We start from the raw sequence: 15,086 nt of genomic DNA on the forward strand, positions 1-15,086 counted from the left end.
CCCGGCTGGGCGGGAGCCGTCACTCACATTCACACACACGCCTGTCCCGCCGCCGTGCGCGCCGGGACAGCACACGTAAGCAAGAGAACGACTCATGAAGAAACCACTGATGTCCCTGGCGCTGCTCTGTCCGCTGAGCGCCTTCGCGGCTCACCCGCTGGTCTCCGACGATACCGGTACGCAGGGCGACGGCAACTGGCAGTTCGAAACGAATGGCGAAGTCACGTCGAAGCAGTCGGAAATCGGCCGCCAAACGCTCTGGAACAGTACCCTCACCCGCGGGGTGGGAGAGGCGCTCGATCTGTATGTCGACGTGCCCTACACGCATCTCCAGAATCGCTCCGACGAGGCGGGCAACGGTGTCGGTGATGTGGAGACGGGCGCCAAGTGGCGGATGTACGACGACGGGGCGTTCAGCGTCGGCCTCAAGCCGTACCTGAGTTTTCCGACGGGCAACGACCGGCGCGGGCTTGGCAGCGGACGGGTGAACGCCGGCGCGACCTTGCTGACGCAATACGAGATCGAAAAATGGACGTTCCTGTTCAACGCCGGGGCCGCCTACCAGCCGAACCGTCAAGGCGATCGCCAGTCGCTGTGGAAGGTCTCGGGGGCCGTGCTTTACCGCGTGCTGCCGACCACGCAGCTCATTGTGGATGTGGGCGCCTCGCAGAACCCCGACTTTACGCAGCGGACCCACCCGGCGTTCATGATTCTCGGGGCGATCTATAGCCCGAAGTCGTGGCTGGATCTGGACGTCGGCTATCGGCGCGGCCTCAATCCGCAGACCTATGACTATTCCTGGATGGGCGGAATGACCGTGCGCTGGTAAGCCGGTCTATCGACGAGACAAGGCATTGCGGGGCGCGGCGGCGCATAGCGATACTCCGCCCTGGGGAACGGGGCGGCGAGTGGATCGATAACTTTGCAGTATAATTTTTTTTCAAAGTCATTGTCCGGGCGCGCTGCGTCGCTTATCTCCTTTTTCTCATGCCCAAATCGTCGCCGTCCAAGGCGCTCACCGTTACCAACCCGGCCTGTCTCATCGACGGTTCCGACGCCGAATTCCGGCACCTGATCAATGGCCTGTTGCCGTTCGCTGCACGCCTGCTGTCGGTGCGCGACGGCTTTGGCAGCCTGATCGGCTTGACCGGCATTCAATACTCGCTGCTGCAGTCGGTCGTGCACCTGTCGTCGCTCGCGGATGTCACCGTCAATCAACTGGCCGAGCACCTGCACCTGTCCGGTGCCTTCGTGACCATCGAGACGAACAAGCTCAAGGCGCTCAAGTTGATCGACAAGCGTCAGAATCCGGACGATCGGCGCAAGATGAGCCTGACGGTGACGCCCGCTGGTGCCAAACTGCTCCACGAACTGACACCCTCGCAGCAGCGCATCAACGACGTGCTGTTCGACGGCGTGACGCGCACCGAATTCAAGGTGCTGTGCGCCGTGGTCGATCGGCTCGTCGCCAACGGCGACCGCGCCACGCTCGATCTGGGCCACCAGTTGGCGACGCGCGACAAGCGCTAGGCGCGGCGCCCCCCGCTCGCGATCAGTGCGCGGCCCACTGGATCGTGTTCAGATCGACGCCGTCCTGATACATATCCCATAGCGGACTCATCTCGCGCAACTTGCCGACGGTACCGCGCACCTGCTCGATCACGCTGTCCACTTCGGCCTCGGTCGAGAAGCGTCCCAGCGTGAAGCGGATCGAGCTGTGCGCGAGTTCGTCGCTGCGCCCGAGCGCGCGCAGCACGAAAGACGGTTCGAGCGAGGCCGACGTGCACGCCGAGCCCGACGACACCGCTACACCCTTGATCCCCATGATGAGCGATTCGCCTTCCACGAAGTTGAAGCTCACGTTCAGGTTGTGCGGCACGCGATGCGTCATGTCGCCATTGATGTACACCTCGTCCATCGCCTGCAAGCCCGCCAGCAGGCGGTCGCGCAGCACGCGAACGCGCGCGGCCTCCGCCGCCAGTTCTCGCTTCGCGAGCCGGAACGCCTCGCCCATCCCCACGATCTGATGCGTCGGCAACGTGCCTGAGCGCATGCCGCGCTCATGCCCGCCGCCGTGGATCTGCGCCTCGATACGAATGCGCGGCTTGCGGCGCACGTACAGCGCACCAATGCCTTTCGGACCGTAAAGCTTGTGCGCGGTGACCGTCATCAGATCGACCTTCAGCGTTTGCAGGTCGATCGGGATCTTGCCGGCGGCCTGCACGGCGTCGCAGTGGAACACGATGCCACGCTCGCGGCATAGCTCACCGATCTCCGCGATGGGCTGAATCACACCAATTTCGTTGTTGACCATCATTACCGACACCAGGATGGTGTCGGGGCGCAGGGCGGCGCGCACCGTCTCGACGGTAATCAACCCGTTCTCCTGCACGTCGAGATAGGTGACCTCGAAGCCTTGCCGCTCCAGCTCGCGCAGCGTATCGAGCACTGCCTTGTGCTCAGTCTTCACGCTGATGAGGTGTTTGCCCTTGCCGCTGTAAAAGCTTGCGGCGCCCTTGATCGCGAGGTTGTTGCCTTCGGTCGCACCCGACGTCCAGACGATCTCGCGCGGATCGGCCCCCAGGAGCGCGGCGACATGCTCGCGCGCGGTTTCCACGGCTTCCTCGGCTGTCCAGCCGTAGCTGTGGCTGCGCGAAGCTGGATTGCCGAAGTTGACGTTCAGGTACGGCACCATGGCCTCGACCACGCGCGGATCGACCGGGGTCGTTGCGCTGTAGTCCATGTAGATAGGGGCTTCGAAAAGCGACGGCGTGGGTGACGGCATAGGGGACTCCGAATCGTCCGGTGGACATCATGAATTGCGGCCGAGTGTAGCACCGCATGTCTCGCGTTTTGTCCTCTCCCACATTGAAAAAAGGGTTTCATGCGGGCGGTTTTGGCGGTCATTTGCCTCGGGTAAACACGCAACGTTGTGCGTAACGCGGTAGTGCGCCGTGCGCAGAGATTCCCTTGAAACCTCAATGCCAGCAAGGCTTCTGCCCAGCTTTGGGGCGTCGACGCACCATCGAAATGTCCATGCACCGAGATCACCCTCAGGGTTTACCTTGCTTGATTAGCTAATTTTATTAACGTTCAATAATGACTAACAAACAAAGCTAAATATAAAAGGTTGTCGGATGGGTGAAGCGAAGGAATCGAGATCGTTTCACCCGTCGGGCCGGCTTTCAAAGGAGGTAGCCATGAACCAGGTATCGACCGCAGTGCCGACTCAGGAGGACGAGGCGCGACAGTTCCGTCGCACGCTCGCCATGTTCGCCACCGGCGTGGCTGTCATTACAGCGCCGCGTGCCGAAGGGCCGCCCATCGGCATCACCGTGGCGTCGTTCAATTCGGTCTCGCTGGCGCCGCCGCTGATTCTGTTCAGCGTCGACCGGCGCTGTCTGAGCCTCGAAGACCTGTGCGCCGCGGGGCGCTACACCGTTAATGTGCTCGACGAGAGTCAGCGCGAGACGTCGAACCGCTTCGCCGCCGCCCGTGGCAATAAATGGGACGGGGTGAGTTTCGACGAGGCGGGCATTGGCCGTCTGCCGGGTGCGTTGGCCGCCTTCGAATGCGAACCGCACGCCCAGCACGACGGCGGCGATCACGTGATTTTTGTCGGACGCGTCGTGCGCCATACGGCGCGGCACGACGGCCGTCCGCTCATTTTCTTCGGCGGGCAGTACCGCTCGCTCGACACCACGCCGGTCGCGGCGTGAGTTCCCCAAGGTTTCAGGAGAGAGTCATGGTAAAGAACGGTAGTCAACATATCGGCCAATTGCGCGACGGTCGCGAGGTGTACATCGACGGCAAGCCCGTCGGTGACGTGACCACCCATCCGGCGTTTCGCAACTCCATTCGCAGCTACGCGAGTCTGTACGATTTCCAGGCGCGTCCCGAGAACCTCGAGGCGATGACGTTCGCGTCGCCGGACACGGGCGATCGCGTTTCGCGCATCTGGCAATTGCCCACGAGCTACGGCGAGCTGGTGCAGCGCCGCGAGATGCTCGAAGCGTGGAGCGAGTTGCATTACGGCTTCATGGGCCGCTCGCCGGATCACGTGGCGTCATGCCTGTCGGGCATGGTCATGGGCATCGACGTCTTCGAGCAATACGACACGCAGCGCGCCGGCGCGTTGCGCGACTACTACAAGTACGCCCGCGACAACGACCTGTTCCTGACCTACGTGATCGTCAATCCGCAGGCCAACCAGTCGAAAGCCGCCCACGAGCAGGAGGACAAGTACCTCGCCGTCGGCATCGTCGATCAGGACCACGAGGGCATTACGGTGCGCGGCGCGAAGATGCTCGCCACCAGCGGCATCATGGCCAACGAGGTCTTTTGCAGTTGCATCCAGCCGCTCAAGGCGGGCGACGAGATGTACGCGCTGTCGTTTGCCATTCCGATGAATTCCAAGGGGCTGCGCGTGCTGTCGCGCAAGTCGTACGAGGCCAACGCCACGTCGGTGTTCGACAACCCGCTCGCGTCGCGCTTCGACGAGAACGACGCCGTGCTGTATTTCGACGACGTCAAAGTGCCGTGGGAGCGCATCTTCGTCGCCGGCGATACGGCCGTGTGCGCGAAGCAGTTCCACGCCACGCCCGCCCACAGCTACCAGAACTACCAGTGCCAGGTGCGGCTGATGGTCAAGCTGCGCTTCCTCGTGGGCATCGCCTTGCGCATTACCGAAGTGAACGGCACCAACGCCTTTCCGCAAGTGCGCGAGACGCTGGGACAACTGGCGGCCGAGGCGGCGATGGTCGAGGCGTGGGTGCACGGCATGGAGGCGAAGGGCCATATGGAGAAGGGCTACTACGTGCCGGACCGCAGCCTGCTCTATGGCTCCCAGGTGCTCACGCAGCAGCTCTACACGAAGGTGCTCAGCACGCTTCGCGAACTGGCGGGCGGCGGCATGATCATGTTGCCGTCGAGCATTCACGACTTCGAAAACCCGATGCTCGCCAGCATCATCGAGAAGACGCAGAAGTCGCCGGTGGCCGACGCCGAGGAGCGGGTCAAGTTCTTCAAACTCGCCTGGGACGCCGTCGGCTCAGAATTTGCGTCGCGGCACAACCAGTACGAGATGTTCTACGCCGGCGCCACCTTCGTGACCAAGGGCCACGCCTATCGCACGTACGACTGGCAGAAGGCTACGCGTCTGGTCGACAAACTGCTCGGCACCTACGCGCTCTCGGACGAGATCGTCCGGCAGCCGGTTGCGGCCTGACCGGCATTCCCCATCCCCACGACAACGGCATTCCCTGCCGCAGCCAGAGACACAGACAAGGAGTTCCCATGGCGATCAACAAGCTGCATGACGAGTTTCACACCATCGATATGACGGACGGTTGGGAAGTGCCGCCGGGCTACCCGCCGGGCATCGAGCAGAAGATTCTCGCGGGCTCGCTCGACGAGCAGAACCGTGCGGGCAGCCGTACGCGCCTGCTGCGCTTCGCGCCGGGCATCTACACCCAGGCGCCGTTCGTGCATACCTATTGGGAAGAGGTCTATCTGGTCGCGGGCGATCTGACGGTCGGCAACGACGCACAGGGCGAGGGCGGCGAAGCGTTCGCGCCGAACACCTATGCCTGCCGTCCGCCGGGCGCGTTTCATGGCCCGTTCAAGTCGAACGGCGGCTGTCTGCTTCTCGAAATTCACTACTACGACCCGGCCTGACACGTGCAAGGCAGGGCACCAGGCGCGGCAACCCTCAGGGCGTTGCCGCGCCGTTCGGAGACCGTTTCACCCACACGAACCTCTACAGGCTATCGGGAAAACATCATGGTTACGTTTCGCGCAAGTCGTATCACGTCAATGGCCGCACTGGCGCTCGCCGCCGCCCTCGCCACGCCCCTCTCCGCCCGGGCGCAGCCCGGCAAGATGAGCGACGGGGTGGTGAAGATCGGCGTACTCACCGACATGTCGTCGATCTTCTCGGATATCGGCGGCAAGGGCTCGGTGATTGCCGCGCAAATGGCCGTCGACGACTTCGGCGGGAAGGTCAACGGCGTGCCGGTCAAGGTGATTTCTGCCGACCATCAGAACAAGACTGACGTGGCGGCGACGATCGCGCGCGACTGGTTCGATAACCAGCACGTGGACGTGGTCGAGGATCTGTTGCCGTCGTCCGTGGCGCTGGCGGTTGCCAATGTCGCCAAGGCCAAGCATCGCATCGCCATGGTGACCGGCGCGGGCACCACGCGGCTGGTGAACGAGGACTGCTCGCCGTACACCGTGCAGTATTCGTACGATACCTATTCGTTTGCGTCGAACACAGTCAAGGCGATGACCCGCAGCGGCGACAACAGCTGGTACTTCCTCACAGTCGATTACGCGCTGGGGGCATCGCTCGAGAAGGACGCCACCGACGCCCTGCAACACGCGAACGGCAAGGTCGTGGGTCGCGCCAAGCATCCGCTCAATTCGCCGGATCTGTCGTCGTATCTGCTGCAGGCGCAGGCGTCTCGCGCCAAGGTGATTGCGCTGGCCAACGCCGGGGCGGACACGGTCAACGCTATCAAGACGGCCCGCGAATTCGGCATCAGCGGCCCGGGCAAGCAGAAGCTCGCAGGGCTGCACATGTTCATCAGTGATATTCATAGCCTGGGCCTCGAGGCAGCGCAGGGCATGACGTTGACCACGGCCTTCTACTGGGACCGTGACGACGCGTCGCGCGCCTGGGCGCAGCGCTTCTTCGCGAAGACCGGCAAGATGCCGACGCTCGTCCATGCCGGCACTTACTCGTCGGTCATGCATTACCTGCAAGCCGTGCAGCGCACCGGCACCGACGACGCCGACACCGTCATGGCATCGATGAAGCAGGCGCCCATCAATGACTTCTTCGCCAAGGGCGGCCGCATTCGTCCGGACGGCCTGATGGTGCACGACATGTATCTCGTCGAAGTGAAGTCGCCCAAGGCGTCGACGAAGCCGTGGGATGACTACAAGGTGCTGCAGACGATCCCCGCCAACGAGGCATTCCGCCCGCTCGCCCAGAGCCAGTGCGCGTTCGTCAAGAAGTGAAGCCAGGAAGTCAGGCCATGACCGGAGTCGGCAAGATGAATCTCATGCATTTCGTTGTACAGACGGCGCGGGGTGCCGTCGATCGCGATATCGCCATCAAACAGCTCGTGGTCGCGGGCTGGACGGGGCGGGACGCCGAAGCGATGGAGCATCACATCCGTGAGCTCGAGGCGCTCGGTGTGAAACGCCCGGCGGCCACGCCGATGTTCTACCGCGTGTCGAGCGACCGGCTCACCACGCAGGCGCATATCGAGGCGAGCGGACGCGCCAGTAGCGGCGAGGTCGAGTACCTGCTCGTGCGTAGCGGGGGCGAGACGTACGTGGGGGTGGCGTCGGACCATACGGACCGCGACGTGGAGACGTATGGGGTGACGGTCTCGAAGCAGATGTGCGAGAAGCCCTGTGCGACGGTGCTCTGGCCGCTGGCCGACGTCGAGGCGCATTGGGACCGGCTCGTGTTGCGCAGCTACGCCAACATCGGCGGCGAGAAAGTGCTGTATCAGCAGGGGCCGGTGACGGCGATGCGCTCGCCGCAGGATTTGCTCGCGCGTTTCGTCGAGGCGGGCGGGCGCTTTGAGGACGGCACGGCCATGCTGTGCGGCACGCTCGCGGCCATCGGCGGCATTCGTTCGGCCGAGCGCTTCGATTTTGAACTTGAGGATCCGGTGCTCGACCGGCGTTTGCAACACGGTTACGGCATCACGCCGCTACCTGTGGTGGGGTGAGCGCATGCATCACGACGACATCATTCTCGAAACCCGGCAGCTCACCAAGGCGTTTCGCGGCTTCACCGCTGTGGGCGGCGTCGATCTGAAGGTCCGGCGCGGGGCGATTCATGCACTCATCGGCCCGAACGGCGCAGGCAAGACGACGTGCTTCAACCTGCTGACCAAGTTCCTGACGCCAACGTCCGGCCAGATCTTCTATCGCGGCGAGGATATTACAGGCCTCGCGCCGGCGGCCGTCGCGCGGCGCGGCATGATCCGCTCGTTTCAGATTTCGGCGGTGTTTGGGCACCTGTCGGTCATCGAAAACGTGCGCGTGGCGCTGCAACGCGCCACCGGGCAGTCCTATCACTTCTGGCGCAGCGCACGCGCACTGGGCGATCTGGATACGCGCGCGATGGCCTTGCTCGACGAAGTGGGCATCGCGGCTTACGCCAATGCGCTGACCGTGTCGCTGCCGTATGGGCGCAAGCGCGCGCTGGAAATTGCCACCACGCTGGCCATGGAGCCCGACATCATGCTGCTCGACGAACCCACCCAGGGCATGGGGCATGAAGATGTCGACCGCGTGGCGGCACTCATCCGGCAGGTCGCGACCGGACGCACCGTGCTGATGGTCGAGCACAACATGAAGGTCGTGTCGGGCATTGCCGACACGATCACAGTTTTGCAACGCGGCGAGATTCTGGCCGAAGGCGACTACGCCGCGGTCACCGCCGATGCCCGCGTGCGCGAAGCCTACATGGGCTCGGCGGACGCCACACTGGAAGGAGCGCACGCATGAAGGCACACGAATCGTCTCTCGTTGCCGCCAGTGTCCCGGCGCTGGCAGTCACCGGCCTGCAGGCGTGGTATGGCGAATCGCACATCCTGCACGGCGTCGATCTGGTGGCGGGGCAAGGGGAGGTCATCAGCCTGTTGGGCCGCAACGGGGCAGGACGCAGCACGACGCTGCGCGCCATTCTCGGGCTCACAGGGAGCCGCGACGGCTCGGTGCGCGTGTTCGGGCGCGAGACCATCGGCTTGCCGACGCGCAAGATCGCACGGTGCGGCGTGGGTTTTTGCCCGGAGGAGCGCGGCATCTTCGCCAGTCTGTCGTGCGAGGAGAACCTGTTGCTGCCGCCGGTGCTGGCGCCAGGCGGTGCCGCCGCCGGACTGGCGGGCATGTCGCTCGACGAGATTTACGCGATGTTCCCGAATCTGGCGCAGCGCCGGCACAGTCCGGGCACGCGTTTGTCGGGCGGCGAGCAGCAGATGCTGGCCATCGCGCGGATTCTACGCACAGGCGTGCGCCTGTTGCTGCTCGACGAGATCTCCGAGGGACTGGCGCCCGCCATCGTGCGCACGCTCGCCCGCATGATCGAGACGCTCAAGTCGCGCGGCTACACGATCGTGCTCGTCGAGCAGAACTTCCACTTCGCCGCCCCGCTTGCCGAGCGCTTCTATGTGATGGAGCACGGGCGCATTGCGCTGCAATTCGATGCTGCCCAGTTGCCCGCCCACACACAGACGCTGCAGACGCTTCTCAACGTGTAATTCGCTCTGAAGGCCATTGCCGTGAATCCTTTCGATATTCCTCTGCCGGCGTTGCTCAGCCAACTGATGCTCGGCCTGGTCAACGGTTGTTTCTATGCCGTGCTGAGCCTGGGCCTGTCGGTCATCTTCGGCTTGCTCAACGTCATCAACTTCGCGCACGGGGCGCTTTTCATGCTCGGCGCACTCGTCGCGTGGATGGGCGGCCAGTATCTCGGGCTGAACTACTGGACGATGCTGGTGCTCGCGCCGCTGGTCGCTGGCTTGCTCGGCGCGGCTATCGAGCGCGGGCTGCTCTCGCGCATTTATCAACTCGATCATCTGTACGGTCTGCTGCTCACCCTCGGACTCACGCTTGTCATCGAGGGGCTGGGCCGGTCGGCCTACGGCGTGTCGGGCATGTCGTTCGAGGGGCCGGCACTGCTGGCCGGTGCCACGCGTCTGCCGTTCATGGTGTTGCCGAACTACCGCGCGTGGGTGGTGGTCGCGTCGCTGGCCGCCTGCGCACTCACGTGGTTCGTCATCGAGCGCACGCGCATCGGGGCGTTGTTGCGTGCCGGTACCGAGAATGCGCGGCTCGTTGAGACGTTCGGCGTGAACGTGCCGCTCATGGTCACGCTCACGTATGCGTTCGGCGCCGCGTTGGCGGCGTTCGCGGGCGTGTTGGCGGCGCCCATCATGCAGGTCTCCCCACTCATGGGGCAGCCGATGATCGTGACGGTCTTCGCCATCGTGGTGATCGGCGGCATGGGGTCGATTGCCGGGTCGGTGCTGACGGGGCTTGTCCTCGGGGTGCTCGAGGGCCTGACCAAACTCTGGTACCCGGAGGCTTCGGCCACGGTCGTGTTCGTGATCATGGCGCTCGTGCTGCTTGTGCGCCCTCATGGTCTGTTCGGTGGTTATGCCTACAAGTGAGTCGTCGATGATGCGTCAATACCGTTTCGATCTTGTGTTGCTTGTGATACTGGCCGCGCTGCCGGCGCTCGGGGTGTACCCCGTGTTCGCGATGAAGGTGCTGTGCTTTGCGCTGTTTGCCTGCTCGCTCAACCTGGTGCTTGGCTACACAGGGCTGCTGTCGTTCGGCCACGCCGCGTTCTTCGGCGGGGCCGCGTACTTCGCCGGCTACGTGATGCGGGATCTGGCCGCGTCGCCGCTCGTGGGCGTGCTGACCGGGGTCGCGACCGGCGCCGTGTTCGGGCTGATTTTCGGCTTGTTCGCGATCCGGCGGCAGGGCATCTACTTCGCCATGATTACGCTCGCCTTTGCGCAGATGTTCTATTTCTTCTGCCTGCAAGCGCCGTTCACGGGCGGTGAGGATGGATTGCAGGGGGTGCCGCGTCAGGCGCTGCTCGGCCTGTCGCTGGACCGCGACATCACGCTCTATTACGTGGTGCTGGGCGTGGTTGCCGCCACGTTCGCGCTGATCTCGCGGATCGTCGCTTCGCCCTTCGGACGTGTGCTGGCGGCGATCAAGGAGAATGAGCCGCGTGCCATCTCGCTCGGCTACGAGGCCTCGCGTTTCAAGCTGCTGGCCTTCGTTCTTTCGGCAGCGATCGCCGGCCTTGCCGGTGCGCTCAAGACGCTCGTGCTAGGGTTTGCCACGTTATCCGACGTGCATTGGTCGCTCTCGGGATCGGTCATTCTGATGACGCTTGTCGGCGGTATGGGCACACGCTTCGGCCCGGTGGCGGGGGCGCTGCTCATCGTCTCGCTGGAGACGAAGCTCGGGGACATCGGCAACTGGCTGATGCAGGTCACGGGGTGGCAAGCATTTGCCGGACTGGGCTCGATGGTGAGCGTGGTGACAGGGGGAATTTTCGTGCTCTGCGTGCTTTTGTTCCGCCGCGGTCTCGTGGGCGAATGGCTCGTCTGGCAGCAGCGCTGGCGGGGGCGCCGCGGCCCTGGCGCTCGCCCGGCGGCGCTCGCCAGCGGGGTCGAAGGGTAGGGCGAGGGGGCAGGTGGGGCGATGCCCCATCAGCGCCTGCTGTTGCGGGCTGGCGAGACGGGGGCGCAGGGCGTCAGCGGAGCATAAGATGCCTATGAAAGCCATGTTAAACTGACTCGCAATAGTTGCGGGCGGCACTTGGTGCCGCCCTACCCGTTCCCGCAGTGTTCCCCCGTCGAATGCGCCTCACCGACCACACCGATTACAGCCTGCGCACCCTGATCTACGTCGCGGTTCATCCCGACGAGTTGGTGCACGTGCAGGCCGTGGCCGACGCATTCGACATTCCCAAGAATCACCTCGTGAAGATCGTGCAGAAGCTCGGCCAGTTGGGCTACTTGCACACGGTGCGTGGGCGCTCGGGAGGGATCCGTCTGGGACGTGCACCGGAGCGCATCGGGCTTGGCGAAGTGGTGCGTGCCATGGAACCCGACTTCGCGATGGTCGAGTGCTTCCACCAAGGTGACAACGCCTGTGTCATCACGTCGGCGTGCAACCTTCGCGGCGTGCTGGGCGAGGCGTTGCGCACCTACTTTGCGGTGCTCGACCGATACACGTTGGCCGATCTGGTTGGCCAACCCGCCGAGTTGCGCCGCCTGCTCGGGGATGCGGTGGCCGCGGTGATTCCCGTGTCGGACATCAAGGTCAAACGACGCGTCACCGAATCGTCCTCCTGAAGCGCCTTGGGGGACACGTCGGTTCCCTGTCGTGTTCCCCCCTCTGCGCGTTCAAGCCCGACGTCGCACCAAGCGCAAGCCGCTCGCCAGACACCCAGCGGCGGAGAACGCGGCGCCCCACGCCAATGCCCACAGCGAACCTTGAGCGCCTGCGAGGCCCAATGCCAGGGCCACGAGCGCAGCGCCTGTCGCTTGCCCCAGCAATCGCGACGTTCCCACCATGCCGCTTGCCCCACCACTACGCTCCGGCGGTGCGCTGTGCATGAACGCCTTCAGGTTCGGCGACTGGAAGAATCCGAAGCCCAGACCGCACAACGCCATCCGCCAGCCGATATCCCACAGTTGCGCGTGCTCGGGCATGATCGCGAGCAATCCCATGCCGGCGCTTAGCATTGCCAGGCCAATCGCGCCCAGCGCGCCGGGCGGATAGCGATCGGACAGGCGTCCCGCCAAGGGCGCAATCGCTGCCACGAAAAACGGCCACGGCGTCATCAGAAAGCCCGTCTCGATGGGACTGCGATGCAGCACGTTCTCGAAATAGAACGGCAACGACACCAGCCCCAGCCCCTGCGTCGCAAACGCACAGATGGCCGTGAGCGTCGAGAGCGCAAAGGCGGGCAGACGCAGCAAGTCGACCGGCAGCATCGGCGCACGATGGCCACGCTCGCGGCGAATCAGTGCCCAGCCAAACACGAGCGCGCCCACGAAGCACGTCACCGTCAGCCGCCAATCGGCCCGTTGCGCGCTCTGGCTCAGCGCGAAGATCAGCAGTGCAAACGTCGCCACGTTGAGCAACGCGGCGATCATGTCCGGCTTGTGCGCGCTGCGCGGCGTGTCGGGCAGGTTACGGCGCGAGAACGCCAGCGCCAGAAGCGCCGTCGGCACATTGATCAGGAACAGCCATGGCCAACTCCCGAACGCGAGCACGAGCGACGCCAACGTTGGCCCGATGGCGAACGAGATACCGACGATCAGCGCGTTCAGGCCAACCCCGCGACCCAGTTGATGCGCCGGATACAGGAAGCGAATAAGGGCAATGTTCACGCTCATCACCGCGGCGGCCCCTACCCCTTGCAGGACGCGAGCGCCGGCGAGAAAGCCGAGCGTCGGCGACAGCGCGCACAGCAGCGACGCCACGAGAAACACCGCCACGCCCGACATGAAGACGCGTTTGTGGCCGACGCGCTCGCCCAGCGAGGCGAACGGAAGCAACGTCGCCACCATCGCCAATTGGTACGCGTTCACGATCCAGACCGATGCCGAGGGCGTCGTCTTCAGATCGAGCGCCATTTGCGGCAGGGCCGTGTTGGCGATCGCGGTATCGAGACTGGCGAGCGACACGGCGAGCAGGATCGCCGTCATCGCGAGGCCGCGTCCGGCAGCGGGCGGCTCGTGTGTGTGCGCCGTGGCTGGGGCGCTGGTCGCTGGGGTATCGGCAATCGGGGGCAGGGACGACATGACCGATCAGCCCTGAGCCAGAATTTGACGAATGGCCTGTTCGAACACTTCCGGCGGTTGGCCGCCGCTTACCAGATGCCGGTTGTTGAAGATGATCGCCGGCACCGACTGGATGCCGAGGTTCTGGTAATGGCGCTCAAGCGCGCGCACTTGTTCCGCGTATTCGTCGGAGGCGAGGATCTCGCGCGCCCGCGCCGTGTCGAGGCCGGCTTGCCGCGCGGCGTCGACGAGCACGTCCGGGTCGCTCGTGCGCTTGCCTTCGACGAAGTAGGCGCGCAACAGTGCTTCCTTCAGGGCGAGCTGCGTGTCGTTGCCGATCGTCTGCGCCCAATGCAGCAGACGATGCGCATCGAACGTGTTGTAGGCGTGCGTGCGCAGGTCCATGCGCATGGGGAAGCCTTCGGCTGCCGCCCGCGCACCGATGTTGGCCTGATTCTGAGCCAACTGCGCCGGCGTCAACCCGTACTTGCGCGCCATGTAATCGGCGAGCGGGACGCCGTCTGCGGGCATGTCGGGATTGAGTTCGAACGGGCTGAAATGAAGATCGGCTTCGACCTCGTCACCCAGACGGCCGAGGGCCGTTTTCAACGAGGCAAGGCCGATGGCGCACCAGGGGCAGGCGACATCGGAGACAAAATCAATCTTGAGCGTGGCGGGCATGGTTTGACGGCGCCGTGGCGGCGCGTGCAATGAAAAACGCGTCGCCTTGCGCGACGCAACACGGGCAATCGTCGCACAAATCGATGATTCTCGCCGGAGACCGCCCGGACGGCGCCACAAGCCTTTATTCATGCGGCATTCGGGGCGTAAGTGGGGCGGTTGCCAGAAGCGTGGCGTGTTTTGACTGTCGGAATCGTTGTTTTGTCTGTTGAATCATTGAGTGGCGGTTGACCTGCGGCCTGTGGCGATGCGATATCGTGTAGGGCATTCATTTCCGTGGATCTTCTCCGCCTCATGTCCAACGACGTTCACTTCTACGACCCGGCCAAGGGTCACGGCCTGTCTCACGATCCGTTCAAGGCGATTGTCGCGCCGCGCGTGATCGGCTGGATCTCCAGCCGCGATGCACACGGCCGGGTCAACCTCGCGCCTTACAGCTTCTTCGGGGCGTTCGCGACATTCCCGCCGATCATCGGTTTTTGCAGTGAGGGCTACAAGGACTCGATTGCCAACATCGAGGCCACGCGCGAGTTCGTCTGGAATTTCACGAGCAAGTCGCTCGTCGCGCAGATGAACCGGACGTCGGCCCCCGTACCGCACGACGTCGATGAGTTCGAACTGGCGGGGCTGACGAAGGCCGCGGGCGTCAATGTCGACGTACCGCATGTGGCCGAGTCGCCTGCCTCGCTCGAATGCAAGTTGCTGCAGATCGTGCGCATGCACAATCTCGACGGCAAACCGATGGACAATTGGCTCGCTCTGGGGCAAGTCGTCGGGGTACACATTCGCCGCGAGTATCTGCGCGAGGACGGTATCTTCGACACGGCGAAGGCCCATCCGGTGATGCGTGCGGGCTATCTCGGCGACTATGCGGAGATCGGCCCGATGTTCGATTTACGTCGCCCGAAGGCCTGATCCACGTTGGGGACTGCCGCGCGAACCGGTCGACCCGATGCAATCGCCGACCGCGCGTTCGGACAACGCACTCGCAATCATTTGTAAAATTGTTGCGATGCAAAATGTTTTTCAGGCGCGTATGCTTGCCACCTTCGTTGACGCCTCCGC

At 64.1% G+C, this 15,086-nt stretch carries 16 protein-coding genes; 13 read left to right on the forward strand and 3 right to left on the reverse strand.

Annotated features, from left to right (window positions below; translation table 11 throughout):
* The first annotated feature begins 94 nt into the window (after positions 1 to 94).
* A complete protein-coding gene (locus PEP31012_RS11075; RefSeq protein ID WP_150589403.1) occupies positions 95 to 829 on the forward strand; it encodes a transporter in 735 nt (244 codons plus the stop codon).
* A 158-nt stretch (positions 830 to 987) separates the two neighbouring features.
* Positions 988 to 1,530, forward strand: a complete 543-nt coding sequence (locus tag PEP31012_RS11080; RefSeq protein WP_150589404.1) for a MarR family winged helix-turn-helix transcriptional regulator — start codon at positions 988 to 990, stop codon at positions 1,528 to 1,530.
* Between the two features lie 22 nt (positions 1,531 to 1,552).
* On the opposite strand, the gene PEP31012_RS11085 is transcribed toward PEP31012_RS11080, so the two are convergent.
* A complete protein-coding gene (locus PEP31012_RS11085) occupies positions 1,553 to 2,785 on the reverse strand; it encodes an IscS subfamily cysteine desulfurase (RefSeq protein ID WP_150589405.1) in 1,233 nt (410 codons plus the stop codon).
* A gap of 415 nt (positions 2,786 to 3,200) precedes the next feature.
* On the opposite strand from PEP31012_RS11085, the gene PEP31012_RS11090 reads away from it, so the two are divergent.
* The 10 genes from PEP31012_RS11090 to PEP31012_RS11135 all read left to right on the forward strand — a co-directional run bounded on the left by PEP31012_RS11090 (position 3,201) and on the right by PEP31012_RS11135 (position 11,903).
* Positions 3,201 to 3,719 carry a flavin reductase family protein gene (locus PEP31012_RS11090; RefSeq protein WP_150589406.1) on the forward strand — a complete coding sequence of 173 codons (519 nt, stop codon included), beginning with the start codon at positions 3,201 to 3,203 and terminating at the stop codon, positions 3,717 to 3,719.
* 26 nt (positions 3,720 to 3,745) lie between these two features.
* Positions 3,746 to 5,227, forward strand: a complete 1,482-nt coding sequence (locus PEP31012_RS11095; protein WP_150589407.1) for a 4-hydroxyphenylacetate 3-hydroxylase family protein — start codon at positions 3,746 to 3,748, stop codon at positions 5,225 to 5,227.
* Positions 5,228 to 5,295: 68 nt separating this feature from the next.
* Positions 5,296 to 5,676 (forward strand): cupin domain-containing protein, encoded by a 381-nt coding sequence (locus PEP31012_RS11100; protein WP_150589408.1) that lies wholly within the window; start codon positions 5,296 to 5,298, stop codon positions 5,674 to 5,676.
* A 105-nt stretch (positions 5,677 to 5,781) separates the two neighbouring features.
* Positions 5,782 to 7,023, forward strand: a complete 1,242-nt coding sequence (locus PEP31012_RS11105) for an ABC transporter substrate-binding protein (protein WP_246171247.1) — start codon at positions 5,782 to 5,784, stop codon at positions 7,021 to 7,023.
* 35 nt (positions 7,024 to 7,058) lie between these two features.
* Positions 7,059 to 7,748: a DUF2848 domain-containing protein gene (locus tag PEP31012_RS11110; RefSeq protein WP_150589409.1), complete on the forward strand. Its 690-nt coding sequence runs from the start codon at positions 7,059 to 7,061 to the stop codon at positions 7,746 to 7,748.
* Positions 7,749 to 7,752: 4 nt separating this feature from the next.
* The gene (locus PEP31012_RS11115) at positions 7,753 to 8,532 is read left to right on the forward strand and encodes an ABC transporter ATP-binding protein (RefSeq protein ID WP_150589410.1); all 780 of its coding nucleotides are present in this window, start codon (positions 7,753 to 7,755) and stop codon (positions 8,530 to 8,532) included.
* A complete protein-coding gene (locus PEP31012_RS11120) occupies positions 8,529 to 9,284 on the forward strand; it encodes an ABC transporter ATP-binding protein (RefSeq protein WP_150589411.1) in 756 nt (251 codons plus the stop codon). Before PEP31012_RS11115 ends, PEP31012_RS11120 begins: the two co-directional genes overlap by 4 nt.
* A gap of 21 nt (positions 9,285 to 9,305) precedes the next feature.
* Complete coding sequence (locus PEP31012_RS11125) at positions 9,306 to 10,196, forward strand: branched-chain amino acid ABC transporter permease (RefSeq protein ID WP_150589412.1); 891 nt, start codon at positions 9,306 to 9,308, stop codon at positions 10,194 to 10,196.
* 7 nt (positions 10,197 to 10,203) lie between these two features.
* Positions 10,204 to 11,226, forward strand: coding sequence for a branched-chain amino acid ABC transporter permease (locus PEP31012_RS11130; RefSeq protein WP_425494948.1), 1,023 nt, complete (start codon positions 10,204 to 10,206; stop codon positions 11,224 to 11,226).
* A gap of 179 nt (positions 11,227 to 11,405) precedes the next feature.
* Positions 11,406 to 11,903 (forward strand): Rrf2 family transcriptional regulator, encoded by a 498-nt coding sequence (locus tag PEP31012_RS11135; protein ID WP_150589414.1) that lies wholly within the window; start codon positions 11,406 to 11,408, stop codon positions 11,901 to 11,903.
* 51 nt (positions 11,904 to 11,954) lie between these two features.
* On the opposite strand, the gene PEP31012_RS11140 is transcribed toward PEP31012_RS11135, so the two are convergent.
* Both PEP31012_RS11140 and PEP31012_RS11145 read right to left on the reverse strand, forming a co-directional pair.
* Entirely contained in the window at positions 11,955 to 13,361 is a 1,407-nt protein-coding gene (locus tag PEP31012_RS11140) for an MFS transporter (protein ID WP_150589415.1), read from the reverse strand.
* A gap of 6 nt (positions 13,362 to 13,367) precedes the next feature.
* Positions 13,368 to 14,021 carry a DsbA family oxidoreductase gene (locus PEP31012_RS11145; RefSeq protein WP_174978199.1) on the reverse strand — a complete coding sequence of 218 codons (654 nt, stop codon included), beginning with the start codon at positions 14,019 to 14,021 and terminating at the stop codon, positions 13,368 to 13,370.
* A 294-nt stretch (positions 14,022 to 14,315) separates the two neighbouring features.
* On the opposite strand from PEP31012_RS11145, the gene PEP31012_RS11150 reads away from it, so the two are divergent.
* Entirely contained in the window at positions 14,316 to 14,936 is a 621-nt protein-coding gene (locus PEP31012_RS11150; protein ID WP_150589417.1) for a flavin reductase family protein, read from the forward strand.
* Positions 14,937 to 15,086: the final 150 nt, after the last annotated feature.

It is taken from the genome of Pandoraea eparura, from assembly GCF_902459725.1.
Classification (GTDB): domain Bacteria; phylum Pseudomonadota; class Gammaproteobacteria; order Burkholderiales; family Burkholderiaceae; genus Pandoraea; species Pandoraea eparura.

Excerpts from the sequence above, each read along its gene's own strand:
- PEP31012_RS11105 (WP_246171247.1), top strand. The coding sequence starts at position 5,782 with ATGGTTACGTTTCGCGCAAGTCGTATCACGTCAATGGCCGCACTGGCG.
- PEP31012_RS11115 (WP_150589410.1), top strand. The coding sequence starts at position 7,753 with ATGCATCACGACGACATCATTCTCGAAACCCGGCAGCTCACCAAGGCG.
- PEP31012_RS11130 (WP_425494948.1), top strand. The coding sequence starts at position 10,204 with ATGATGCGTCAATACCGTTTCGATCTTGTGTTGCTTGTGATACTGGCC.
- PEP31012_RS11080 (WP_150589404.1), top strand. The coding sequence starts at position 988 with ATGCCCAAATCGTCGCCGTCCAAGGCGCTCACCGTTACCAACCCGGCC.
- PEP31012_RS11090 (WP_150589406.1), top strand. The coding sequence starts at position 3,201 with ATGAACCAGGTATCGACCGCAGTGCCGACTCAGGAGGACGAGGCGCGA.
- PEP31012_RS11150 (WP_150589417.1), top strand. The coding sequence starts at position 14,316 with ATGTCCAACGACGTTCACTTCTACGACCCGGCCAAGGGTCACGGCCTG.
- PEP31012_RS11120 (WP_150589411.1), top strand. The coding sequence starts at position 8,529 with ATGAAGGCACACGAATCGTCTCTCGTTGCCGCCAGTGTCCCGGCGCTG.
- PEP31012_RS11135 (WP_150589414.1), top strand. The coding sequence starts at position 11,406 with ATGCGCCTCACCGACCACACCGATTACAGCCTGCGCACCCTGATCTAC.
- PEP31012_RS11145 (WP_174978199.1), bottom strand. The coding sequence starts at position 14,021 with ATGCCCGCCACGCTCAAGATTGATTTTGTCTCCGATGTCGCCTGCCCC.
- PEP31012_RS11075 (WP_150589403.1), top strand. The coding sequence starts at position 95 with ATGAAGAAACCACTGATGTCCCTGGCGCTGCTCTGTCCGCTGAGCGCC.
- PEP31012_RS11095 (WP_150589407.1), top strand. The coding sequence starts at position 3,746 with ATGGTAAAGAACGGTAGTCAACATATCGGCCAATTGCGCGACGGTCGC.
- PEP31012_RS11100 (WP_150589408.1), top strand. The coding sequence starts at position 5,296 with ATGGCGATCAACAAGCTGCATGACGAGTTTCACACCATCGATATGACG.
- PEP31012_RS11140 (WP_150589415.1), bottom strand. The coding sequence starts at position 13,361 with ATGTCGTCCCTGCCCCCGATTGCCGATACCCCAGCGACCAGCGCCCCA.
- PEP31012_RS11110 (WP_150589409.1), top strand. The coding sequence starts at position 7,059 with ATGAATCTCATGCATTTCGTTGTACAGACGGCGCGGGGTGCCGTCGAT.
- PEP31012_RS11085 (WP_150589405.1), bottom strand. The coding sequence starts at position 2,785 with ATGCCGTCACCCACGCCGTCGCTTTTCGAAGCCCCTATCTACATGGAC.